Source organism: Bacteroidota bacterium, from assembly GCA_039714315.1.
Lineage (GTDB): Bacteria > Bacteroidota > Bacteroidia > Flavobacteriales > JADGDT01 > JADGDT01.
Genome location: JBDLJM010000036.1, coordinates 1 through 23,418, shown reverse-complemented (window position 1 = coordinate 23,418; position 23,418 = coordinate 1). Strand labels below are relative to the sequence as shown.

General features: G+C 33.4%; 22 protein-coding genes. 17 read left to right on the top strand and 5 right to left on the bottom strand.

Annotated features, from left to right (window positions below):
• On the top strand, positions 1 to 975 hold a 975-nt coding region (locus ABFR62_05690; GenBank protein MEN8137904.1), incomplete at its 5' end, for a hypothetical protein.
• Between the two features lie 85 nt (positions 976 to 1,060).
• On the opposite strand, the gene ABFR62_05685 is transcribed toward ABFR62_05690, so the two are convergent.
• The 5 genes from ABFR62_05685 to ABFR62_05665 form a co-directional block, all read right to left on the bottom strand.
• Positions 1,061 to 1,846: a helical backbone metal receptor gene (locus tag ABFR62_05685; GenBank protein ID MEN8137903.1), complete on the bottom strand. Its 786-nt coding sequence runs from the start codon at positions 1,844 to 1,846 to the stop codon at positions 1,061 to 1,063.
• 68 nt (positions 1,847 to 1,914) lie between these two features.
• Positions 1,915 to 2,592, bottom strand: coding sequence for a peptidoglycan-binding protein LysM (locus tag ABFR62_05680; protein MEN8137902.1), 678 nt, complete (start codon positions 2,590 to 2,592; stop codon positions 1,915 to 1,917).
• A 167-nt stretch (positions 2,593 to 2,759) separates the two neighbouring features.
• On the bottom strand, positions 2,760 to 3,647 hold the full coding sequence (locus ABFR62_05675; protein ID MEN8137901.1) for a DUF2279 domain-containing protein: 888 nt from the start codon (positions 3,645 to 3,647) through the stop codon (positions 2,760 to 2,762).
• Positions 3,648 to 4,685: an endolytic transglycosylase MltG gene (gene mltG, locus ABFR62_05670; protein MEN8137900.1), complete on the bottom strand. Its 1,038-nt coding sequence runs from the start codon at positions 4,683 to 4,685 to the stop codon at positions 3,648 to 3,650.
• Positions 4,686 to 4,741: 56 nt separating this feature from the next.
• The gene (locus tag ABFR62_05665) at positions 4,742 to 5,800 is read right to left on the bottom strand and encodes an acyl-CoA reductase (protein ID MEN8137899.1); all 1,059 of its coding nucleotides are present in this window, start codon (positions 5,798 to 5,800) and stop codon (positions 4,742 to 4,744) included.
• A gap of 239 nt (positions 5,801 to 6,039) precedes the next feature.
• On the opposite strand from ABFR62_05665, the gene ABFR62_05660 reads away from it, so the two are divergent.
• The 16 genes from ABFR62_05660 to ABFR62_05585 form a co-directional block, all read left to right on the top strand.
• Complete coding sequence (locus ABFR62_05660) at positions 6,040 to 6,630, top strand: AraC family transcriptional regulator (GenBank protein MEN8137898.1); 591 nt, start codon at positions 6,040 to 6,042, stop codon at positions 6,628 to 6,630.
• A gap of 311 nt (positions 6,631 to 6,941) precedes the next feature.
• Positions 6,942 to 8,144: a S8 family peptidase gene (locus ABFR62_05655; protein MEN8137897.1), complete on the top strand. Its 1,203-nt coding sequence runs from the start codon at positions 6,942 to 6,944 to the stop codon at positions 8,142 to 8,144.
• A gap of 385 nt (positions 8,145 to 8,529) precedes the next feature.
• Positions 8,530 to 8,775, top strand: a complete 246-nt coding sequence (locus tag ABFR62_05650) for a PqqD family protein (protein ID MEN8137896.1) — start codon at positions 8,530 to 8,532, stop codon at positions 8,773 to 8,775.
• Entirely contained in the window at positions 8,768 to 9,814 is a 1,047-nt protein-coding gene (locus ABFR62_05645; protein ID MEN8137895.1) for an ATP-grasp domain-containing protein, read from the top strand. The genes ABFR62_05650 and ABFR62_05645 overlap by 8 nt, the downstream gene beginning before the upstream one ends.
• A gap of 107 nt (positions 9,815 to 9,921) precedes the next feature.
• A complete protein-coding gene (locus ABFR62_05640) occupies positions 9,922 to 11,268 on the top strand; it encodes an alanine racemase (GenBank protein MEN8137894.1) in 1,347 nt (448 codons plus the stop codon).
• A 34-nt stretch (positions 11,269 to 11,302) separates the two neighbouring features.
• On the top strand, positions 11,303 to 13,471 hold the full coding sequence (locus ABFR62_05635) for an urea transporter (GenBank protein ID MEN8137893.1): 2,169 nt from the start codon (positions 11,303 to 11,305) through the stop codon (positions 13,469 to 13,471).
• Positions 13,468 to 14,835, top strand: a complete 1,368-nt coding sequence (locus tag ABFR62_05630; GenBank protein ID MEN8137892.1) for a hypothetical protein — start codon at positions 13,468 to 13,470, stop codon at positions 14,833 to 14,835. Before ABFR62_05635 ends, ABFR62_05630 begins: the two co-directional genes overlap by 4 nt.
• Positions 14,836 to 14,846: 11 nt before the next feature.
• Positions 14,847 to 15,461, top strand: coding sequence for a tetratricopeptide repeat protein (locus ABFR62_05625; protein MEN8137891.1), 615 nt, complete (start codon positions 14,847 to 14,849; stop codon positions 15,459 to 15,461).
• 94 nt (positions 15,462 to 15,555) lie between these two features.
• Positions 15,556 to 16,509 carry a hypothetical protein gene (locus ABFR62_05620; GenBank protein MEN8137890.1) on the top strand — a complete coding sequence of 318 codons (954 nt, stop codon included), beginning with the start codon at positions 15,556 to 15,558 and terminating at the stop codon, positions 16,507 to 16,509.
• A gap of 313 nt (positions 16,510 to 16,822) precedes the next feature.
• A complete protein-coding gene (gene serC, locus ABFR62_05615; GenBank protein ID MEN8137889.1) occupies positions 16,823 to 17,890 on the top strand; it encodes a 3-phosphoserine/phosphohydroxythreonine transaminase in 1,068 nt (355 codons plus the stop codon).
• A gap of 59 nt (positions 17,891 to 17,949) precedes the next feature.
• The gene (locus ABFR62_05610) at positions 17,950 to 18,867 is read left to right on the top strand and encodes a 3-phosphoglycerate dehydrogenase (protein MEN8137888.1); all 918 of its coding nucleotides are present in this window, start codon (positions 17,950 to 17,952) and stop codon (positions 18,865 to 18,867) included.
• Positions 18,868 to 19,208: 341 nt separating this feature from the next.
• Positions 19,209 to 19,901 carry a GTP cyclohydrolase I FolE gene (folE, locus tag ABFR62_05605; protein ID MEN8137887.1) on the top strand — a complete coding sequence of 231 codons (693 nt, stop codon included), beginning with the start codon at positions 19,209 to 19,211 and terminating at the stop codon, positions 19,899 to 19,901.
• 413 nt (positions 19,902 to 20,314) lie between these two features.
• Positions 20,315 to 21,793: a cysteine--tRNA ligase gene (cysS, locus tag ABFR62_05600; GenBank protein MEN8137886.1), complete on the top strand. Its 1,479-nt coding sequence runs from the start codon at positions 20,315 to 20,317 to the stop codon at positions 21,791 to 21,793.
• Between the two features lie 159 nt (positions 21,794 to 21,952).
• Positions 21,953 to 22,219 (top strand): membrane protein insertion efficiency factor YidD, encoded by a 267-nt coding sequence (yidD, locus tag ABFR62_05595; protein ID MEN8137885.1) that lies wholly within the window; start codon positions 21,953 to 21,955, stop codon positions 22,217 to 22,219.
• Complete coding sequence (gene lgt / locus ABFR62_05590; protein MEN8137884.1) at positions 22,219 to 23,034, top strand: prolipoprotein diacylglyceryl transferase; 816 nt, start codon at positions 22,219 to 22,221, stop codon at positions 23,032 to 23,034. The genes yidD and lgt overlap by 1 nt, the downstream gene beginning before the upstream one ends.
• Positions 23,018 to 23,418: DUF192 domain-containing protein (locus ABFR62_05585; GenBank protein ID MEN8137883.1), on the top strand; the 401-nt coding region annotated here is incomplete at its 3' end. The genes lgt and ABFR62_05585, both read left to right, overlap by 17 nt.

The following is a 23,418-nucleotide window of genomic DNA, read 5'->3' as shown; positions in this document are numbered from 1 at the left end:
CTTGGTGTGGCTCTAATACTTGTAGGAGTAATCACAATACCTGCTCTTATTTTTGGTCTCTACATGGCAAACAACTCCGTAGGAGAAATATTCTATGACGGATCATTAATGGATATAATGTCAACTGCTGTTAATTCGGTATTACAACTTAATATTTCATTAGTGTTAGGGTCTTTAATCATATTAATACCTATCCTGTTATTAGTAATGTTAGGTATCAGAATTTTAACCAGAAAATCACGAATTAACACCGTATTTGTAATCGTTTTAGTAGTTATATGGTTTGCTTCAATTTCAGGAGTTATAACAATAGTTGCAGATAATTCTTTAGACTTTAGCACGAGAAGTTCTATGACCGAACAGGAACCATTAATGATAGAGAGCGACACAATAATAATTAAAACAATAAATTCTGATTATTACACTTATGGAAAATTTATAAATAATGAAAGTATTTCCATGAGAGAAACCGAAAGTGGTTCAGAGTTGCTGTTTAATGAAATGGATTTTGATATTCAGGAAAGTAGAACAGGGAATTCTGAATTAAGAATAAAAAAATATGCCAGGGGCAAATCAAGAAGTAAGGCTCTAAAAAGAGTAAAAGCAATTAATTACTCATATACAGTAGAAGATAATCAATTAATACTAAACGATTATTTTTCTACTCCTGCCGAAAGTAAGATGCGCGATCAGGAATTAAAGGCTATTCTTTTCATACCTGTTGGAACGGTAATCTATTTTGAAGAAAATATGAATGACTTCATCCGACATATAGATAATATAAATGATTACTGGGGTTATCAAATGCTAAATCATTACTGGATTATGACGGAAGATGGTTTAGAATGTCTGGATTGCAATGACAGCATAAGTTCAGTTATAAATACTGATAAATTAGAGTTCAAAAAAAGGAAATCAATCATTTTTGATTCAAAGATTCACCCCTTTTCATCAAATAAATTATTATTAGTCTAACAATAAAACAGAAAACAGAAACCAGAAGTAAAAACTTTTGGTTTCTGTTTTTAGAATACTATTAAAATCCAAAATGACCTGTAATTCACTTGATCATTGACAGCAAATACTCCTCTGATTTTGCAATCCTCGATCCAAAATATGAGAACACTTCTCCATCAACAAATCTTATTTTCATATCGGAAAAATGCATTTCAAATTCCTGAGCATGAATTGAATTAAATGGAAATGGAATTGATGACAGGAATATTTCATCCGGATTTTCATTTTCTAAATCCTTAAATGTGATTGTTGGATATCGTCCTTCATAGTTTTCAAATACATTTATAAATCCAAGTTTATTCAGCAATGAATTTATATAGGTATTATTTCCGGCAACCATAAACGGGTTTCTCCACACAAAATACGCTATGCGTTTTGGTGTTTTTTGAACATCCTTTACTCTTGAGCAAACTTCATCAATCCTGCTACACAACACTTCAGCCTCAGTATTTTTAGCACATAGTTCTCCAACATCTCTAATCAATTTCTGATTATCCTCAAAAGATTGAACATCACTTATCCAAAAAGGAAACTTTTCAGCGATTTTCTCCACCTGTGGTTTTACATTTTCCTCTTTATTGCCAATTATCAAATCAGGTGCTAAATCTGATATTTTATTAAAATCAAGGCGCTTTGTTCCACCGATTATTTCTTTACTTTTTTTCCAGTCTTCCGGATATGTACAAAATCTGGTAATTCCTACTACCTCCTTTTCTAAACCTAAGTCTGCTAATAATTCAGTTTGTGATGGTACTGTCGAAATTATTCTCTTTGGAGGATAATTAACATTTAACTGCCTACCTAAATGATCTATAACAAATCTTTCCATTACTTTACCATTTATCCTAAATAAAAAAACCACCAAAATGGGTGGCTTCAATTAATATTGTAGCATTTCTAAGATACTCTTAACGTAATTTTACTACTCGCCGTAATTACTGAAGTATCATAATCCTTAAATACTTCTAAATACTCAAGCAATGAAGTTCCTAAACCATCTTTTCCTACATTTTTCCCGTCAGATTTAATAAACGCTATAACTGCTCCGGGACCTAGTAAATGTGATGCTGCCAGCATGCCGGACTCTGTAAGTTCAATTCCGTTTATAGTTTTACCATCATATATTGCCAGGTAATTTCTTAACTTATATTTATTCAAAGAACAAAGTGCTACAAAAGCCTCCTCCTGCAATTTAGCGGACTTTAAAAATGCCTCAGCATCATAAATCCCCAAATCACTCATAGCACATTTTCCAAACTGATATTTTCCAAAGTAACCGAATTTACTAACATTATCATATTTACCTGATGATTCTCTGAACCCAATAGCTTCCTTAAAACCAACAAAATCTTTAGTCAAAATCGGACTTAAACACTTAAGCTTATCATTTTTAGGAATAAGCACCAGCATATTTGCATATTTTTCGTCAATATGCACAGGCCTGCTACTTATTTCTGACACTATAACCAAGTCAGTTTCTTCTTCCTTTTCGGTATCAAATATTGATTTGACGTTAATCCAAAGGGAAAAAAAAACTGAACCAAAGGTTACAGCGCTTATTAATAAAAGTCTCATAGTGTATTTTTGCTATATTAAATTTAATTGATTTTCAATTAATTAGCAAAAATACACTGATAAATTATGTAATCTTTTTCTTATTCAACAATACACTAATCCTACAAGGCAAGCTTTCACTGGTGAAATCACAGATTTAAGTCACCTAAAAAAACTTACATTTTTATCTAAAAATATATAGGATGGAGCTCAAAATTACCTTTGGTATTATATTCCAGAGCGGGAAAAGGTACTTTTATTACGTTAATTGCGTCAAAAAATGTATTCCAAAACCTTGAACCTGTGTTGATATTGGAAAGTTTTAAATCTAAACTTAACAGAAACTTAGAGTAACTACCTTCGGGAATTTCTTTACTTCCACTAAGCATACCCTCGGCTCCATAGCCCATAGACACACTTAGCCATTTTGGAAAACTACTTTCTTTTGCAAATGACCATGGGTTTACCGACAACCAATATGTTTGTCCGTTATAATCTTTTATTATAGACTGAACAGGTGTTTTACCTAATAATTCGGGACTTTGATCTGCATATGGGCTTGGTGAATATGAGAACTTTAATTCTACACGCTGCTCATTCCAGATTAATTCCTGACCTATTAATAAAGCAGTTCCAGAAATATTTGCGACAACATCACCGGCAGAGGCACCCCATTGTTCCGAAAAACCGTCAAAAATCTCTACCGTAGTTAAAAATATAAGGCCTACACTACCTCCCCACCAAATAGCATTTCTTTCGCTCATACCCGACCACCTGAATGATTTCATACCCATACTTCCAAACCAATATGCGGTTGTTGCGTGTCCAAATTTATCCATGTACAACCAGGCCTGGTTATCGTTTATAAAATGAAAATCACTTTGGGGATAATCTTTATACCATAATTGATATAGCCCGCTAACAGTTAAGCTACCAACACCAATAGTACTTCCAACTACAAAATTTCGTCTTTTTACATTGAGAGTATCACTCTTTTCATAAAAACTTTGTGCCGACGATTCATTATGAGCTATAAAAATGAATAGTATAATTAAATAGATCAGGCTTCTTTGCATCTATCTCTTTATGTTTTGCTGGTTTAGCCAATGTGCATACTTCCTGGCATTTCTATTATGCTGTCTAAGGCTTTTAGCGAAAGAATGGTATCCCATTCTTTCCGGATTTGCACACATGAAAAAATACGCATTTTCACCGTAATTAAGCACAGCATCTATTGCATCTATCTCAGGTATAGTAATTGGTCCCGGAGGTAATCCGCTATTCATATATGTGTTATACGGAGAATCAACCTTTAAATCTTTATAGAGTACTCTTCTAACTTCTATTTTAAAACCTGCCTGTTTTTTTAGAGCAAAAATAACTGTTGGATCTGATTCTAATTTCCAGTTATTATTAAGTCTGTTCATGTAAAGCCCGGCTACTGTTCTTCTTTCGTCACGTTTTACCGTTTCTTTCTGCACAATAGAAGCTAATGTACTTACCTGTGATGGTTTTAACCCTATTTTTTTTGCTTTAGCCAGTCTATCTTCATTCCAGAATTTACGATACTCTTTCAACATTCTTAATGTGAAAGTTTCAGCATCAGTATTCCAGTACACAAAATAAGTATTAGGAATAAATAACGACCCTACTGTTTCGTTTGTAAACTTATTTTCTTTCAAAAAAGCCGGATCAAATATATAGTTAACAATATCTGTCGAATCTGCTTCTATTTGTTTACTGATCTTGCCTGCCAATTCCTCAACTGAATCTGCATTATTGAAAACTAATTTTACTTCGGCTTGATTTCCTGATCGCAGGTGATTTACCAAATCGTTATTCGACCAATTATTTTTTATTTCGAATTTTCCTGTTCTTATTAATTCGGGATATTTTTTCAATTTTGCAACTCTTTCGAAAGAGGAAACATCGTCCAGATAAACATCCAATGAATCAAGTACCTCTTCAAACCCGGCATTATTTCTAATATAAACATATGCTTTTTCTGAACCGGGTATAGACACATTCGACATATATACTATCGAATACAAATATCCTCCTATACCTAGCCCTACAATAAAAAGTACTGTAATAATTGTTATTAATTTCTTCATTAATTAAGTTCTATTCATTTAATACTATGTAATTTGCAATTATCAATAAATTACATCTATAATTTCAATAAAAAGTCCATTGTGTCTACACCATCAGCATATTCATACAATGCCGGGTGCTGAGACTGTCCAAAAGCTACTTCTCCCTCCACAGAATTACTGTTCCCTACTACGCATTGAATCATTTCTTCATCAAGCAACAATCTGTTTTTAAGCATTTCTATACTGTCGTAATATTCGTAAAATAAAGTTGCAATAGGGCTTCCATAGCCTACCTCTTCTTTAAGCATAAAAAAACCATTTTCAACCAACTTAAATTTACTCATTAAATATACGGCCTTGTTATAATCATAGTTATTTGCGTATTTGGCGTGATTGATTATATCTTTATAACTGTATATTGACTTAAATATTTTATCAAAATCATATCCTTTTGGAACAAATAGTTTTGAAACACTACGGCAACCTAATCCAAAATATCTGAATATATCTTCTCCTAATGCCTTTAACTCCTCTTCACTTTCATCTCCCGACAATACTGCCACAGAGTTTCTGTTCTGGCGTATTATTGATGGATAATCTTTAAAGTAATGATTAAAGTAACGTGCGGTATTATTGCTCCCTGTAGCTACAACAGCATCAAACCCCTCTAATTTATCGTTTGTAAACTCTATCTTATCAACAAAATCGGGATTCTCATCCTTCAACAAAGCGGCTATCATAGGAAAAAACTGCTTATCGTTCGACGATAGCTTAGCCTTCACCTTATGACCACTCATTAAAACAGTAAGAAAATCATGAAATCCAACCAATGGTATATTCCCTGCCATTATCAGACCGACAATCTTCGGTTCTTTTACACTGTAAGGATATTTTTCCATCCAGTATGTAAGCTTTTCAACAGTCAAAAGATTTGACCATTCTTCAAATGCAAAAAGAACATTATCCTTTGTAAACCACCCGTTATAATGAACAGCCTTATTTATCTGTGATTCAAACTCATCAAAATATTTTGCATTAATCGCCAGATCTTTCTTTTGGTTTCCGCTTATTTTAAATTGGCCCAAAAACTCACCTAACTTTGCAAATGCATCAATACGGTTATTCCTATTCATCTTTATTAAATCTCTTTTAGCCCTAAAACTGTTCTCTCCAAGGGATATTTGTAACAAATAATTTACTTCATCTTGTATCTGAACTTAAAATCAATCTCTCTTATATTACGTAAGATGAATATTATTTTTCGATGCAAAAGTAACAAATACAATAAGCTTCGCGTAATTAACTTTAATTAACTTTTATTAATAATATTTTTTTTGGGACATTAATTATTATATTGATATTTGAACCTTCAATGAATAAAACATATCCACATACTGAGGAATTGTACATCAAAAATATGATGTGTAATTGTTGTATAAAAAATATCAGTGATATCATTAAAGCAAACAAGGTAGATATTGTTAGCATAAAACTAGGTTATGCTAAAGTTATTTTCTCAGAAGGCAGTCCATCAATTGAAGAATTAGACATTATTTTGCAAAAAGAAGGCTTTGGATTGGTTATTAGCAGAGAAAAAAAGATTGTAGAACAAACAAAACTCGCTGTAATTGAATTAATTCATCAAATGAATAATGTTAATTCAATGGTTCAAAAATCACAATATTTAGTAGAAAAGCTTAATCTAAGTTATCAACAATTATCAAAATTATTCTCTAAACACGAAAATACTACTTTAGAAAAATTCATCATTCAAAATAAAATAGAGAGAATAAAAGAGCTTATCGACAGTGATGAATTTACCCTTTCTGAGATTGCTTATATGATGGATTATAGCAGTGTACAATACCTCTCCGGGCAATTTAAAAAAGAGACAGGAATTACCGTAAGCGACTATAAAAAAGGGAAAAGGACAGATAGGAAATCTATTGAAGAATTGCTTTAATAAATAGTAAACATCCAACTTGTTTAATTATATGTTGAGCATTAATAACTCTGATTTAGGCTTTGTTTCTTACCAATACCAGTTAAATATCAAAATGCAATCATAAAATACTATTAGTCTGTCTGATAATATCCAAAAATTCAACATTCTTACTTAATAAGTAAGAACATCCTCGCTAAGTTACTGACAAACAAGGTGCACACATCTAGATTACATAACATTAACACTTAATTACATAACATTAACTTATGTATATACCCATATATTTGATAGTTTTTTTGACACAATTATTAACATTAAATTAATTAATTATGAAAAAAATTCTATTGGGAGTATTCGCTCTTTCACTGGGTTTAATTATTTCTTCGTGTAACAAAGAAGAAGTAAAAACTAATCAGGAAGATATAACTCAACCTGATAAAGCGAGTTATAGCAATATATCTGAAGAGGTAATTCCGGGGCAATATATTGTAGTTCTAAAAACTTCATTGAACAAAAATGATGTTCAATTAAGTTATGAAAACAAAATTCAGGCTATGAAATCCGAAGCTAAACAGTTGGGGATAGAAGAAGGTGCCTTAAAACATGCTTATGGTGCTGTTCTAAATGGTTTTGCAGCAAAACTAAACGAAGAGCAATTAAAACATTTAAAAAGCGACTCAAGAGTTGCTTATATAGCTCCGGACAAAATGTTTAGTTTAGGTGATATGAATATTTTGAGAGGCGGACCACCTACTCCAACTGAACCACCTGCGCAAAGTGTTCCTTTTGGTATAACACGTGTAGGATCTCAGGATGCAACAGGTAAAACTGCCTGGATTGTTGATACAGGAGTAGATTTAGACCATCCGGATATAAATGTGGACGGATCTAAAGGATACGATTTCATAAATAATGATGCTTATGCAGACGATGATAATGGCCATGGTTCGCATTGTGCCGGAACAGTTGCAGGTATCGACAACGAAATTGGTGTTGTAGGTGTAGCCGCAAATGCAACTATTGTACCTGTAAAGGTATTAGACAGAAGAGGTAGTGGAGCTTATTCGGTAATTATTGCCGGAATTGATTTTGTTGCTGCAAATGCTTCTCCGGGAGATGCTGTAAATATGAGTCTTGGAGGCGGTGTATATCAGCCAATCGATGATGCAGTATTTGCTGCTTCCGAAAATGGTATATTTTTCGCTTTAGCTGCCGGAAATGAATCTGATGATGCGAATAATCATTCACCTGCCAGAGTAAATGGTCAATATATTTGGACTGTTTCTGCTATGGATATAAATGATGATTTCGCTTATTTCTCTAACTATGGTAATCCACCTATTGATTATTGTATGCCGGGAGTTGATATTTTCTCCACCTATAAAAGTGGTGGTTTTGCTACAATGAGTGGTACTTCAATGGCTGCTCCACATATGTGTGGTGTTCTATTACTTACAGGTGGTAATCCTGCTACAGATGGATATGTAAATGGTGACCCAGATGGTACTCCTGACCCAATTGGACATCTGTAAAAATTAAAAAAAGTGTTGAAAAAACGAAAACTGCCTCATTTATATGAGGCAGTTTTTTATTTATTAATTTCAATTCATTATTTACATATTGTAAATAAATAAAAATTGGCTTCAACAAATAAACATAGTATAAAACTAACACCAAATTTTATAACTGTTATAACGAATAGTATAATTAATTTTGAAAAGGAAGAAAAAAGGATGTTATGAGAAGAATTTTTGTATTATATAAGATATCACAGGAAGAATTCGAAAACATAATAGCTTCTCCTAAATAATTAGACACTTGGTAAAATAATAACAGTTGATTTTAAAAGTTGTTGTTCTATTGTTATTTTAGACGAAAAAAAAATATTGAACAGATAAACTTATAAGTAAATACAATATGAAACTCAAAAAAAATATAGCAATTAGTGAAACAGGATTTGTTTTTGATCCTAATTCAGGTGACTCTTTTACTTTAAACAATATTGCAAGGGAAATATTAGAACTATTTCAATCAGGAAAGGTTAAAAGTGATATTTCTTTTCATGTTCTAAATAAATACGATGTAGACGAATATACTTTCGAAAGAAACTATGAAGATTTTATCGGAATGCTTAATCATCACAACCTCTTAGAAAATGAGTAAACCTAAATATACAATAGCCGTTACGGGGCTCAACAATACCGATAATCCGGGTCCGGGGGTTCCTGTGATTAGGGCTTTGCGAGAAGCAAAATCATTTGACGTACGAATTATTGGACTGGTTTACGAAAATCTGGAGCCGGGAATTTACATGGATAATATAGCTGATAAAATTTATCAGATCCCCTACCCTTCAGTTGGTTCCAGTGCTTTGATGGATAGAATTGAATACATCAATGAAAAAGAAGATCTCGATTTCATCATTCCTAATTTTGACGCTGAACTATTTACATTTATCTCTTCTCAGTCAAAACTGGAGGCTTTAAACATTAAAACCTTTTTACCTACAAAAGAGCAATTTGATGAAAGAGATAAAATAAATCTGGACAAATTTGGTGAAAAGTACAGTATTGATGTACCAAAAAGTGTCCCGTTAACTAACCTTAATGATATTTCTGGCTTAAGGGATGATTTTGAATACCCTGTACTGGTTAAAGGAAAATTCTACGATGCATACTTAGCCTATAATTCAGAACAGGTTATTGAACATTTCAATAAAATATCCTCAAAATGGGGGCTACCGGTAATTATTCAGGAATTTATTAAAGGAACTGAAGTTAATGTTATAGCTCTTGGTGACGGTAGAGGTAATACAATTGGAGCTGTACCTATGCGTAAACAATACATCACCGATAAAGGGAAAGCCTGGGGAGGCATTACTTTAGGCGATGAAAAGCTTCTAAAAATAACACACGATTTACTAAGAGATACAAAGTGGCGTGGAGGGATGGAGCTCGAAATGATAAAAACCAATGAAGGAAAGTATTATTTAATAGAAATTAATCCTCGAATTCCTGCATGGGTATATTTAGCTGTAGGTGCCGGTCAGAATATTCCTGAATCTTTGATTAAACTAGCAAATAAAGAAGAAGTTGCGCCCTATACCAGCTACGATATTGGAAAAATGTTTATCAGGTATTCCTACGATTTAATAGGTGATATTTCTCAATTTGAACAATTGAGTATTACGGGTGAATTGTAATAATAAAATTTGTTTTTATGTTGATTTACTGATACTGTGAATTATTGTATTAATCGACATAAACACAATTAAATGAATAAACTGATAACCAAATAAAAAATATAAAAATGACAAAATTAAAATACGAAAGACCTATAATAAATAAAATCAATGCGGGAGTTCCTGACAAGTTTGGCATGAAAACCTCTATTGAGACATTAAGCCATATAGATACAATCCCAATAAAAGATATAATTAATAAATACGGTTCACCGGTATTTGCTGTTTCTGAAACAATCATCAGAAATACATATGAAGAGGCCAAAAGTGCCTTTACATCCCGTTACCCAAAAGTTCAATTTGCATGGTCATACAAAACAAACTACTTAGATGCGGTATGTAGAATATACCACAAATTAGGCTCTTGGGCAGAAGTAGTTTCAGGATTTGAATACGAAAAGGCGTTGAAAAATGGAGTTCCCGGAAATGAAATTATTTTCAATGGACCTGACAAAAGCGATACGGATTTAGAGCTGGCTATTAGTAACTCATCACTTATCCATATCGATCATTTCGATGAATTATATTCAATTCTAAAAATTGCTGAATCATCAAAAAAACGTCCTAAAGTTGCAATTAGGGTTAATATGGATACGGGTATTTATCCCCAATGGGATAGATTTGGATTTAATTATGAAAATGGAGAAGCATGGCAGGCTTTAAACAGGTTAATGTACAGCGAAAAAGTTGATGTAGTAGGGCTACACACCCACATCGGAACATACATTACTACACCAAACGCATATGCCGTTGCCGTTTCTAAATTAGCAGAATTAGCAACTTCATTAAAGAAAAAATTTAATCACTCAATACAATACATCGATACGGGTGGAGGATTTGCTTCAAAAAACACACTTAAAGGAGCCTACCTGCCGGGTAAAGATACCTGTCCTACATTCGATGCTTATGCAGAGGCAATTACAGGAGCACTTATGAGTGCCGATTTTGCACCTGAAGATTTGCCTACACTTATTTTAGAGAGTGGAAGAGCTTTAGTTGATGATGCGGGTTACCTACTAGGATCTGTTTTGGCAAATAAGAGACTGGCTGATGGCAGAAGATCAACTATCTTAGATATAGGAATAAATAATTTATTTACATCATTCTGGTACGAACATGAAGTATTACCTGTTGATGTTACAACCCAGCAAACAGAAGACACAACTTTATACGGACCATTATGTATGAATATCGATGTTGTAAGGCAAGCTATTCAATTCCCCCTATTACAAAAAGGTGATAAAGTAGCTATAAGAAGAATCGGTGCTTATAATATGACACAGTGGATGCAGTTTATCACTTTCCGACCAAATATTGTACTAATTGATGCTGATAAAAATACACACATCATTAGAAAAGAGGAAAATAACGCAACCTTTAAAGCTCAGGAAGTTGTACCAGAATACTTAAAATAAAAACAGCTTACTGATAACATATATTACCTGAAAAATGCTAAAAAAATATCTTGATATTACTACTCATAGCTATTCTCAAATATTCTTCTCAAAGAATAAGATACTTGGGTTTGCAGTTATGCTCATTAGTTTCTTCGATTTCTGGATAGGACTCATGGGCTTATTATCTGTATTAATTGCAAATCAAACGGCTCTGTGGTTTAAGTTTAGTGAAAAAAACATTAAAAACGGTTATTATGGCTTCAATGCCTTATTAGTAGGACTGGGTACAGCAGTGATTTTTGCTCCCGGTGTTAAACTATTGGTCGTAGTTGCAATTGTCTCTATTTTAACCTTGTTTATTACTCTTGTTCTTGAAGGAGTATTAAGTAAATACTACCTTCCATTTTTAAGTTTACCTTTTTTACTGGGAATATGGGTAATTGATTTATCTCAAAACAGTTTAGCAGGAATTGGAATAAATGAAAGGGGGATTTATCACTACAATGAGCTATATGCTCTTGGAGGGCAACTGTTGGTTAATATGCATGAGTTTCTCAGAGAAATCCCCTATCCTTTTTACTTAAAAGAATATTTTTTATCTCTGTCTGCAATTGCCTTTCAGTATAGTGAGATAGCAGGTTTCATCATTGCTATAGCCTTATTATTAAGTTCGAGAATAACTTTTACACTTTCTTTAATTGGTTTCTACATTGCTATTTTATTTTATCAATTTGCCGGAATTGATTCTGAACAGCTCAGTTATACTTTTATAGGTTTCAACTATATTCTTACATCTATTGCCTTAGGGGGTATTTTCCTTATACCAAGTAAATGGTCTTATTCGTGGATGCTAATATTACTGCCAATAACAGTAATAATAACTTTTGGGATGGGGCAACTATTTTATTATTTGGGGCTGCCAATTTACTCATTACCATTTAATATTGTTGTTTTGATGTTTCTGTATGTAATGAAACTAAGACTTTCAAAAGGTGATGTTTTGGTAGAACCAATTGTTCAGCACAATGCTCCTGAAAAAAACCTATATCAGCATTTAAATAATAAGGAGCGCTTTCCAATCCCTTTCTATTTACCTGTTTATTTACCGGTTTTAGGAGAATGGACAATTTCTCAGGGTCATAACGGAGAACATACGCATGTTGGAGAATGGAAAGATGCCTGGGACTTTATTATTTTGAATTCTGAAAAATCGCAATTTAAAAATAATGGAGATTTTGTAGAAGATTACCTGTGTTATAACAAACCGGTAGTTGCCCCTGCTGACGGAACAATAGTAGAATTATTTGACGGTATCGATGATAATATTATCGGAAAGGTAAATACACTTCAAAACTGGGGAAATAGTCTGGTAATTAAACATAGTGATTATCTGTATTCTCAATTAAGTCATCTGAAATCAGACACTTTTAAAGTTAAGAAAGGTGATTTTGTTAAAAAGGGCCAATTATTAGCTTCTGTTGGAAACTCAGGAAGGTCGCCATACCCTCATCTTCATTTTCAATTTCAAACAATGTCTTACATTGGTTCAAAGACATTAAAATACCCTTTCGAGAGTATTATAAAAAATACGGCCAATACTGTTACAGTGGCTAATTATGCTATTCCCAACGAAGGCGAATTAGTATCGAATATCGAAACAAACTCACTCCTTAAAAATGCATTAAATTTTATTCCCGGGCAACGCTTGAAATTTGCAGAAGCAGACAATAACTTTATTCAGGTTTTTGACGACAAAAACTATGATCACGAATTTGAAGTTAGAACTGACGCCTTTAACAACTCTTACATAAAATGTTTAAACACGAATGCCTTTGCGTATTTCAAAAACGATGGTTCTTCATTTCAATTTGTGAGTTTTGAAGGTAGTAAAAAATCATTTTTATATACATTTTATATCAGCTTATACAAGATAGAACAAGGCTATTACAAAAATTTGTCAGTTACCGACAATATGCCTATAGATAATTTATTTTCTCAAAATAAACGATTTATTCAGGATCTTGTATCTCCTTTTTATATTTACCTGGGGGCGAAGTATAACCTAAAATACTCTTATATCGATAATGATTTTTCACCCTCTGAAATAATACTGGAGAGCTCATATACACTAAATTCTTCAAATAAAATTTTAAAAAGTGGATCATTTAGTATCGCTATCAACAAACAAGGAATAAAACATATTGAATTAGTTAAAGTATGACATATTTAAAAATAAAAATATTGGCCCTATTTCTTGTTCTAAATGTTTTTTGGACGGTTAATATATTTGCTCAGGAAAATTTAAACCTAAATAATGTAGATAAATTAACATACCATTATTACCAGCAAAAAGAATGGAACAAATTAATAGACCTCGGGAAGAAAGCCTTAAAATCAGATATCGACTTTTACTACCTTCAATACCGTATGGGAATAGCTTATTATTCGCAAAAAAATTATAGAAAATCTATCCCATTTCTCGAAAATGTGAGTAATAGATCACCTGAAGATGAAGTAGCCAAGGAGTACTTATATTTTGCCTACCTCAATAGTGCACAAATTTCGGATGCCAGGAAAATATTGCTATCTCTGGATAGAGATCATAGAGAAAAAGTAAGCTTTTACAACAGTAACAACCTGTTTAACAGTCTTGGTTTCGAATATAAATACTACTCTTTTGGAGAATACAATGTAAGTAGTGAAGTTACGGGTAATATTACCCAGAGAACCAGGAATACTATGAATTATTATTCGGTTGATTTATTCAATTTTTCGGAAGGTAATTCCAATTTCTTCTTCAACTATTCATTAATAACAGGAGAAAATTCAATTTACGACAGTACATATTCTGCAAGTATCATTGACGAGAAAATTAAACAACATCAATTTTACTTCTCTTGGAATACACGTATATCAAAAGGAACTAATTTAAAAGTTGGACTTACCTACATGAGAGAAATATCAGACTGGTTTGGAACAATATCATCAGGCTACGGTACCGGATATGGTTCTGGATATGGTTCTGGTTATGGAGGTGGAAGCGGTGGAAGTTCCTCTTATTATATACCAAATAATTCTGAAAATAACTTTGTTGGCTATTTATCTCTATCAAAAAGTATTAAAAATACAGATTTATCCTTTGGAGGAAGTGCATCTAATATAAACGACGAAGTTCAGTTTCAACCATTCATCTCGCTTAAATACTACCCATTTGGCAATAAGTTTCTATACTCCAATACTTCAATTATTTACCAATACAATCTATTTGACACAAATAAAAACAACTATATCATAAAACAAAATATAGGATCAAACTTTAACTCAAAGTTCAGTATGAATATTTTTGGAATGTATGGTAAGGCTTACAATTTTATAGATAATGACGGTCAGATTATATACAATAGTTATGATGCAACTAATTATTGGTATGGCTTAAATTCGAATTACTATTTCAGCAAACATTTTCAGGCTTATATAGAACTTAGGAATGTCATGCAGACCAACGAATACGAAAAGTACTATAATAAAATGGAAACAGAATATGAATTAAAGTCAATATTAGTTGGCTTAAGATTTAACTTTTAAAAAAATACGATATGCAAAAAATAATCATCATTATAATAGCACTCTTTCTATCATTTTCAGCGAATGCTCAGGAAATAAGTAAAATTCAAAAGGCTTTTGAGAATAGCTATAAATTTGAAAAAGATAATAATCTGAATGAATCAATTAATAAACTGATAGAAGTTTATTCTGATACTTCTTATGAAATAAACCTAAGGCTTGGCTGGCTCTATTATCAAAAAGGAGATTTTAAATCCTCAGAAAAATACTATTCCATTGCTAGTGCTATACTCCCTTACTCTGAAGAAGCAAAATATGGGCTGATACTTCCTATGGCGGCCAATGCAAAGTGGGATGCGGTAGCAGTAATTTACAAACAAATCCTTACCATTTCTCCAAACAATGTTACAGCAAATTACAGATTGGGATTACTATATTATAATCAAAAGAAATTTGGATATGCACAGGCACTATTCGAAAAGGTTGTTAACCTCTACCCTTTTGGATATGATGGACTTATAATGTATGCGTGGAACTCTCTTCAACTGGGAAAATCAAAAGAAGCAAGGATATTATTCAACAAAGTATTGATATACTCTCCAAATGATAAATCAGCCCTTGAAGGTTTGGCAATTCTTGATAAATAAATGTAGTTTATAGATAAGAAGCATGTAAATAACGATCAAACTAAGCATTATTCATATTTTTTGCTACCTTGCCGACAATTCGAAAAAGCCCTAAATGAAGCGTTATTTTACCTTATTTATATTTTTAATTAGCTACAGTGCCTCCATCCTGGCACAAGCCTCCTTATACGAACAATACGAAAGAGAAGATCTCACTATGCAGGACTTTAACGAGGTTCTGGGGGTACTTGGAAAAACTATTATATCTTTCGAAGATGAAAGTTTGAGAATTGAAAATAATGAGGTTTTCAGAACCTTTCTAAAACGTGCAATTGAACAGGAAAATTCATTTGAATATGATTTTGACTCTGTAAGAACAATGTCTATAATAAAATCAGAAGATCAAAAACTAAGAATATATAATTGGGCATTTCCATACGAAAACGGAACATATACATTTTACGGGTTTGTTCAACTAAAAACAGAAAGTGGTTATAGAGTTATAGAACTTTACGATCAGTCCGATATTATAACATCATACAAATACAGGTCTTTTTACCCTGAAAAGTGGTTTGGTGCATTGTATTACAATATTCTTACCAGAACACACAACGATAAAACATATTATACTCTTCTTGGTTGGGATGGTAATACTACCTATACAACAAAAAAAATCATTGATGTATTAACAATAAAGCATGGGGAAGAATTAGAATTTGGTTCTCCAATTTTTGATTTACACACAAATGTAAAACCACGCCCAAAAAGAATCCCTCCTGCACCATACAGGATGGTATACGAATTTGCTTCAATGGTAAGTATGAAACTGAATTGGGATGATAAGGAAAGATATATTATTATGGATCACTTATCTCCACTTACTTCCGATAAGAAAGAATTTGCCAAATACTATGGTCCTGATTTAACTTTTGATGCCTTTAGGTGGATAGATGGTAAATGGTCATTATTTGAAAATGTAAAAGCAGCAAATCAAAATAGAGTACCGGAGAAAAAACCGTATAAAAGAAAAAATCTAAAACTTTTAGACTTTAAAAAGACTAAAAAATAGTTCTATCTGTTTTTTTAATACTCACAATAATTGCCTTTATACTTTGTATCATATTTCAACATGATCCATCGCTACTTTAGTAGTTATCAAATTACATATAGCTACATATATACTATTACCATATGAAACATTTTAGCTGTAAAAATCATAAATATGAAATTACCAGCTTAATTTTAGCTTTCAATATTCATATTTAGAAATCAATTTCGTTATTAAATAAAAAAAATATAGTCCAAAGACCTTCTAATATATAAAAGCTACTAATTTTACACTTTAAAACAATAACAACTCATATAGTAAAATATAGTTTAAAATGGCAAAACATAATTACGCGGCAGGACCATGTGTACTACCACAGGATGTATTTAAAAAAGCTGCTGAGGGAGTTTTAGATTTAGACGGAATAGGACTTTCTGTTTTAGAAATTTCGCACCGTTCGAAAGAGTTTATCGCAATCATGGACAAAGCTCAGGCTTTGACGAAAGAATTATTGAGTGTTCCGGAAGGTTATTCTGTATTGTTCCTTCAGGGAGGTGCAAGTACTCAGTTCTTGATGGCTCCTTTCAACTTATTAAAAGAAGGCGGAAAGGCTGCATATTTAGATACCGGTGCGTGGTCGAAAAAAGCTATTAAAGAAGCTAAAGGACTAGGCGATGTTGAAGTGTTGGCTTCTTCAAGCGACAAAAACTACAACTTTATACCAAAAGGATACGAAATTCCTTCTAATATAGATTACTTACACTTTACATCAAACAACACTATATACGGAACTCAGTTTAAAGAGTATCCTAAAACAGATGCATTGTTGGTAGCTGATATGTCTTCTGATATCTTCAGTAAAAAAATTGATATTTCTAAGTTTGATTTAATCTACGCAGGTGCTCAAAAGAATTTAGGACCGGCAGGTACTACACTAGTTATAGTTAAAGATGAGATTTTAGGTAAAAACGGCCGTCAGATCCCTTCAATGTTAGACTATGCTGTACACGCAAAAGCAGGTTCGATGTACAACACTCCACCTGTATTTTCTATATACGTAGCAATGCTCAACCTTGAGCACATGAAAGCACAAGGAGGAATCGAAGCTGTTGAAAAACACAACGATGAGAAAGCAGCAATGCTTTATGCTGAAATAGACAGAAACCCTTTATTTACAGGTACTGCCGAACTTGAAGACCGTTCAAACATGAACGTTACTTTCTTGTTGACTGACGAAAGCAAAAAAGAAGCATTTGATAAAATGTGGGCAGATGCTGATATCAGCGGTATCAAAGGACACCGTTCAGTTGGCGGATACAGGGCTTCAATTTACAACGCACTTACAAAAGAAAGCGTTCAGGCTCTAATAGATGTAATGAAAGAACTTGAGGTAAAAGCTTAAGTTCATAAAAATATAATGTAAAGACGATGCGTGCATCGTCTCACAAAAAAAACATTGATATGAAAATATTAGTAGCCACCGAAAAACCTTTTGCAGCAGAAGCTGTTGAAGGAATAAAAAAGGCAACAGATAATGCAAATTACGAACTTGTATTATTAGAAAAATATACCGATAAAGCTGAATTACTTGAAGCCGTTGCTGATGTTGATGCAATGATAATTCGCAGCGATAAAGCAACTAAAGAAGTGCTTGATGCTGCAAAGAATTTAAAAGTAATTGTACGTGCAGGTGCCGGATATGATAACATCGACCTTGAAGCTGCTACAGCAAACAACGTAGTAGCAATGAATACACCGGGTCAAAACTCTAATGCAGTTGCTGAATTAGTGTTTGGTATGATGGTTATGTCTGCTCGTAACAGTTATAACGGATCTGCCGGTACTGAGCTTAAAGGTAAGAAAGTTGGTATCCATGCTTATGGAAACGTAGGTAAACTTGTAGCTTTGATAGCTAAAGGATTTGGAATGGAAGTTCTTGCTTTCGATCCCTTTGTTAGTAAAGAAGAAATAGAGAAAGATGGTGTAACTGTTGTTGATACGGTAGAAGAATTATATTCTGCATGCCAATATGTATCATTACACATACCCGCTAACGACAAAACAAAAAAATCAATCAATTACGATTTATTGAGCAAGATGCCTAAAGGTGGTACTTTGGTAAATACAGCACGTAAAGAGGTTATCGATGAAGAAGGTGTACTAAAATTAATGTCCGAGAGAAAAGACATTAATTTTATATCGGATATTGCACCTGATGCTAAAGCAAAATTTGAAGAAGAATTCCCTAACAACGTATTCTTTACTCCTAAAAAGATGGGAGCTCAAACTGCCGAAGCTAATATTAATGCCGGTGTTGCAGCTGCTAACCAGATAATTAACTTCCTTGAAAAAGGAGATGATACTTTTAGAGTGAACTAAGAAATTAGCATAGTTTACAAAAATATAATCCCGCTGATTAAATTTAATCAGCGGGATTTTTCTTTACTCAATATATCATTTTGATGAATTCATAGATGCTAGACGTTAGCCTATAGACAACTTTAGACTTTGGACTTTGGACTTTTCACTTCAACACTTCACCATACATTTACACACGCTCATCATTTATACATCTTTTATTCTTTAAAATTATTCTAAATAAGAAAGTAATTTATATCTTTGCGTGCCTGAATTGGTAAATAATCAAACGATAACCAACATAACAGTTGGCTTCTTAACTAAAAAGTCAACAATTTAGTTTATTAAATTGATATAATCGAATGAGTGATATCAACAAAAATATAGACGAATTAATCGAAAGCATTGGAGACAACCACATAGGTACTTCGGTTGACACACCTATGAGAGCTGATGCTTTTAACAAAACAGATGAAGAGAAAAAAGAAATAATTGAGCATCACTTTGCTGATATTATGGAAACTCTTGGACTTGACCTTAATGATGACAGCCTTAAAGGTACTCCTGCCCGGGTTGCAAAAATGTTTGTCAGCGAAATTTTTCATGGTTTAGACCCAAAAAACAAGCCTAAAATGTCAACATTTGATAATAAATATCAATATGGAGAAATGCTTGTTGAGAAAAACATTACGGTTTATTCTACATGTGAGCACCATTTTTTACCAATTGTTGGTAAAGCCCATATAGCTTATATATCGAATGGTAATGTAATTGGTTTATCAAAAATGAACCGAATTGTTGAATATTATGCTAAACGTCCTCAGGTTCAGGAAAGACTGACTATGCAGATTGTAAAAGAACTGCAGATTGCTCTGGGAACAGACGATGTAGCATGTATTATCGACGCAAAACACCTGTGTGTTAATTCAAGAGGAATCAGCGATGTATCTTCAAGTACAGTAACATCGGAATTTGGCGGGGTTTTCAAAGATGACAAGATTAAGAAAGAATTTATTCAATATATAAAATTAGATACTGATTACAACGGAGTGTAATACCAAAAACACCATGATATATGCCTTAAATTTATGGTCTTTTTCCATTTCACTTCACTTAAAATTGATTCCGTAGCTCTGCTATGCAATAAATTTTAAATTAGTGAAACAAAAAAATACTTAAAATTTATTAGGCCCATTTCATAATGCATTTGGTATAATTAGTGTTTATAAAAAAAGAATATTATTTTTGTCCCCTCTCTTAATCATAGTTAGGGGACTTTTTATTTAAAATAATGTATACTACAAACTTATCACAGTTTAAACAATATTTCCCGGCCATTGAAAATGGTTGCAATTCTTGTTGTTCCTAATTCTATCATATATATTTATATATTCTGTCATTATTTCAAATAATAAAAAAATAATGGTTAATAATTTAGGTATCAACTTTCAACAATGAAATCATTAAAATGTCAACAATAAAAGAAAATAAATTATCAGTATACAATTCCCTTTCGGGAAAAAAAGAAACATTTGTTCCGGTAATAAAAGATCATGTCGGGATGTATGTTTGCGGGCCTACGGTCTACTCAAATGTTCATCTTGGCAACGCACGTACATTTATTAGTTTCGATATGATATACCGTTACTTAGACCACCTGGGTTACAAAGTACGATATGTCAGGAACATCACCGATGCCGGGCATCTGGAAGACGATTCTGATGACGGGGAAGATAAAATATCGAAAAAAGCCAGGCTGGAAAAGCTTGAACCTATGCAAATTGTACAACATTACACTGTTGATTTTCACAATGTGCTGAGGTTATTTAACACTCTTCCTCCGGATATTGAACCAACGGCTACGGGACATATAGTAGAACAAATACAAATGACCAGAACGATTCTTGACAAGGGCTTGGCTTACGAAGTGGACGGTTCTATTTACTTTGATGTAGAAAAATATAATATAGATAATAACTACGGAAAACTTTCCGGCAGAAATATAGATGAACTTCAAAGCAATACAAGAGCTCTTGAAGGACAAAGCGATAAGAAAAGCCCTCAGGATTTTGCTCTGTGGAAAAAAGCATCATCTGCCCACTTACAACATTGGGAGTCACCATGGGGTGAAGGTTTCCCCGGCTGGCACCTTGAATGTTCTGTAATGAGCACAAAGTATTTAGGTGAACAATTTGATATCCACGGTGGCGGAATGGATTTAAAATTCCCACACCACGAATGTGAAATAGCCCAAAATAAAGCGGCAAACGGTAAAGATCCGGTTAAATACTGGCTACACGCCAATATGCTTACTCTAAACGGAAAGCGCATGAGTAAGTCGACCGGTAATACTTTAAACCCTGATGAACTTTTCAGTGGCGATACTCCGATGCTCAACAAGGGCTTCCACCCTACCGCTGTCAGGTTTTTTATGATGCAGGCTCATTACCGAAGTGTTCTTGATTTTTCGAACGATGCTTTAGCTGCTTCTGAGAAAGGATATCAAAGATTGATGAACGGTATGAAGCTTCTAAATAATCTTGAAGCTAAAAAATCATCTACCTTCGATGTAAATGCATGGATTAACAAGTGCTACACCGCGATGGATGACGATTTTAATACTCCGATATTAATTTCTCATCTTTTTGATGCTGTTAAAACAGTAAATCAGATAGCCGAAAATAAAGCATCTCTGACAAAAGAAGATCTCGGTTTATTAGTTTCTACATTAAACGACTTTGTATTCGATGTTTTGGGACTGGAAGATATAAGTGTAGATAACAGCTCTGATAAACTTGAAGGAGTAGTGAAAATGCTAATCCAAATGAGAAACGAGGCAAGAAACGATAAAAACTGGGCTCTTTCTGATGAAATACGCGATAAGCTGATAGATTTGGGTATTCAGCTTAAGGATGGTAAGGAAGGAACGACGTTCTCAGTGAATTAAATTTACCGTCATATCGAGCGAAGCTTTAGCGGAGTCGAGATATCTCATAATAGTATCTGAATAATATCATGAGATTCCTCCACTACGCTAAAGCTCCGGTCGCCTGCCTGCCAAAGGTATGAAGGCAGGGAATGACATTATATAAATAACGACTATAAAATGAGCCTATCAAAAATGCTTGCAATACCGTTTATTTGGTTTGTAAAGTTCTACAAAGTAGCTATATCTCCATATTTGGGTTCAAATTGCAGATATACACCAACTTGCTCTACTTATACTATTGAAGCATTGCAAAAGCACGGTGTTTTTCATGGAGGTTGGCTTTCAATAAAAAGAATCGTAAGTTGCAACCCCTGGGGAGGTCACGGACACGATCCGGTGCCGGAACCAAAAATTAAAACCAAGAATCTTAATATAAAAAAATAATGACCCTACTATCAATTGTTTGGGATGTCCCAAAAGGTATAGAAATCGGAAATTTTGAAATCAGATATTACAGTCTGATGTTTGCCTTAGCATACATTTTGGGGTATCAGATAATGAAGAAAATTTTCATCGATGAGAAAATTAAACAGGAATATCTCGATTCTCTTTTCATGTATTCGATGATTTCGATGATAATTGGTGCCCGATTGGGTCATGTGTTTTTTTATGACTGGGATTACTACTCACAACATCCCGGAGAAATTATAAAGATCTGGCATGGAGGATTGGCAAGCCACGGGGCAGCAATAGCCATGATACTGACTTTCATCTACTTTGCTAAAAAAGTTATAAAACAACCGCCATTGTGGTTGCTCGACAGAATGGGAATTACGGTTGCACTTGCCGGAGTTTTTATCAGACTGGGTAATCTGATGAATTCCGAAATAATTGGAAAGGCGAGTGACCTGCCGTGGGCATTTGTATTTAAAAATGCATATGTAGCCGATCCTATGACGCCACGTCACCCATCGCAGATATACGAATCGTTAGGATATCTGATAACATTTGTGGTTCTGTATTTCCTTTTCTGGAAAACAGATAAGAAGAAATACCTGGGATATATTTTCGGTGTATTCTTAGTGATGCTTTGGTCGGTTAGATTTTTGGTTGAATTCGTTAAGGAAAACCAGGAAGCTTTTGAAGATAATATGGCGATGAACATGGGACAGCTACTGAGTATTCCGCTAATTTTAATAGGAGTATATCTTATGTACTCATCGAAAAACAGAATTTACAATTATGCCAAAAAGAAATAATAAGAATAAGTATTTAGGATACATTTCTGCCTTTTTAGTGCTTGCATTTGGAGCAGCATATATATTTAGCAGCTTACCTGGAGATAAGAAACAACAAAGTGCTAAGACCAAAGTGCGCAAGGTTGAAATTCCATTCAGGAAAGATGCCGATTTATCGATAATATCGGCTAAAGAAGGTACAATTATCAACCTAAACACCGAAATAGCCGAGGACGATTTCCACACCCAACAGGGACTGATGTACAGAAGTCACATGGAAGAAAACAACTCCATGCTGTTTATTTTCCCCGATGAGCAGATAAGGACTTTTTACATGAAAAATACCCGAATCGGTCTGGATATTATCTATGCCGATAAAACCGGGAAAATTGTAAGTTTTGCCAA

What these genes read in the sequence shown, in the direction of transcription:
- ABFR62_05685 (MEN8137903.1), bottom strand. Translation starts at nt 1,846, where the DNA reads ATGGAAAGATTTGTTATAGATCATTTAGGTAGGCAGTTAAATGTTAAT.
- ABFR62_05620 (MEN8137890.1), top strand. Translation starts at nt 15,556, where the DNA reads ATGAAGCGTTATTTTACCTTATTTATATTTTTAATTAGCTACAGTGCC.
- cysS (MEN8137886.1), top strand. Translation starts at nt 20,315, where the DNA reads ATGTCAACAATAAAAGAAAATAAATTATCAGTATACAATTCCCTTTCG.
- ABFR62_05640 (MEN8137894.1), top strand. Translation starts at nt 9,922, where the DNA reads ATGACAAAATTAAAATACGAAAGACCTATAATAAATAAAATCAATGCG.
- ABFR62_05630 (MEN8137892.1), top strand. Translation starts at nt 13,468, where the DNA reads ATGACATATTTAAAAATAAAAATATTGGCCCTATTTCTTGTTCTAAAT.
- serC (MEN8137889.1), top strand. Translation starts at nt 16,823, where the DNA reads ATGGCAAAACATAATTACGCGGCAGGACCATGTGTACTACCACAGGAT.
- ABFR62_05660 (MEN8137898.1), top strand. Translation starts at nt 6,040, where the DNA reads ATGAATAAAACATATCCACATACTGAGGAATTGTACATCAAAAATATG.
- ABFR62_05610 (MEN8137888.1), top strand. Translation starts at nt 17,950, where the DNA reads ATGAAAATATTAGTAGCCACCGAAAAACCTTTTGCAGCAGAAGCTGTT.
- mltG (MEN8137900.1), bottom strand. Translation starts at nt 4,685, where the DNA reads ATGAAGAAATTAATAACAATTATTACAGTACTTTTTATTGTAGGGCTA.
- ABFR62_05665 (MEN8137899.1), bottom strand. Translation starts at nt 5,800, where the DNA reads ATGAATAGGAATAACCGTATTGATGCATTTGCAAAGTTAGGTGAGTTT.
- ABFR62_05635 (MEN8137893.1), top strand. Translation starts at nt 11,303, where the DNA reads ATGCTAAAAAAATATCTTGATATTACTACTCATAGCTATTCTCAAATA.
- ABFR62_05675 (MEN8137901.1), bottom strand. Translation starts at nt 3,647, where the DNA reads ATGCAAAGAAGCCTGATCTATTTAATTATACTATTCATTTTTATAGCT.
- ABFR62_05650 (MEN8137896.1), top strand. Translation starts at nt 8,530, where the DNA reads ATGAAACTCAAAAAAAATATAGCAATTAGTGAAACAGGATTTGTTTTT.
- yidD (MEN8137885.1), top strand. Translation starts at nt 21,953, where the DNA reads ATGAGCCTATCAAAAATGCTTGCAATACCGTTTATTTGGTTTGTAAAG.
- ABFR62_05625 (MEN8137891.1), top strand. Translation starts at nt 14,847, where the DNA reads ATGCAAAAAATAATCATCATTATAATAGCACTCTTTCTATCATTTTCA.
- ABFR62_05645 (MEN8137895.1), top strand. Translation starts at nt 8,768, where the DNA reads ATGAGTAAACCTAAATATACAATAGCCGTTACGGGGCTCAACAATACC.
- lgt (MEN8137884.1), top strand. Translation starts at nt 22,219, where the DNA reads ATGACCCTACTATCAATTGTTTGGGATGTCCCAAAAGGTATAGAAATC.
- ABFR62_05655 (MEN8137897.1), top strand. Translation starts at nt 6,942, where the DNA reads ATGAAAAAAATTCTATTGGGAGTATTCGCTCTTTCACTGGGTTTAATT.
- ABFR62_05680 (MEN8137902.1), bottom strand. Translation starts at nt 2,592, where the DNA reads ATGAGACTTTTATTAATAAGCGCTGTAACCTTTGGTTCAGTTTTTTTT.
- folE (MEN8137887.1), top strand. Translation starts at nt 19,209, where the DNA reads ATGAGTGATATCAACAAAAATATAGACGAATTAATCGAAAGCATTGGA.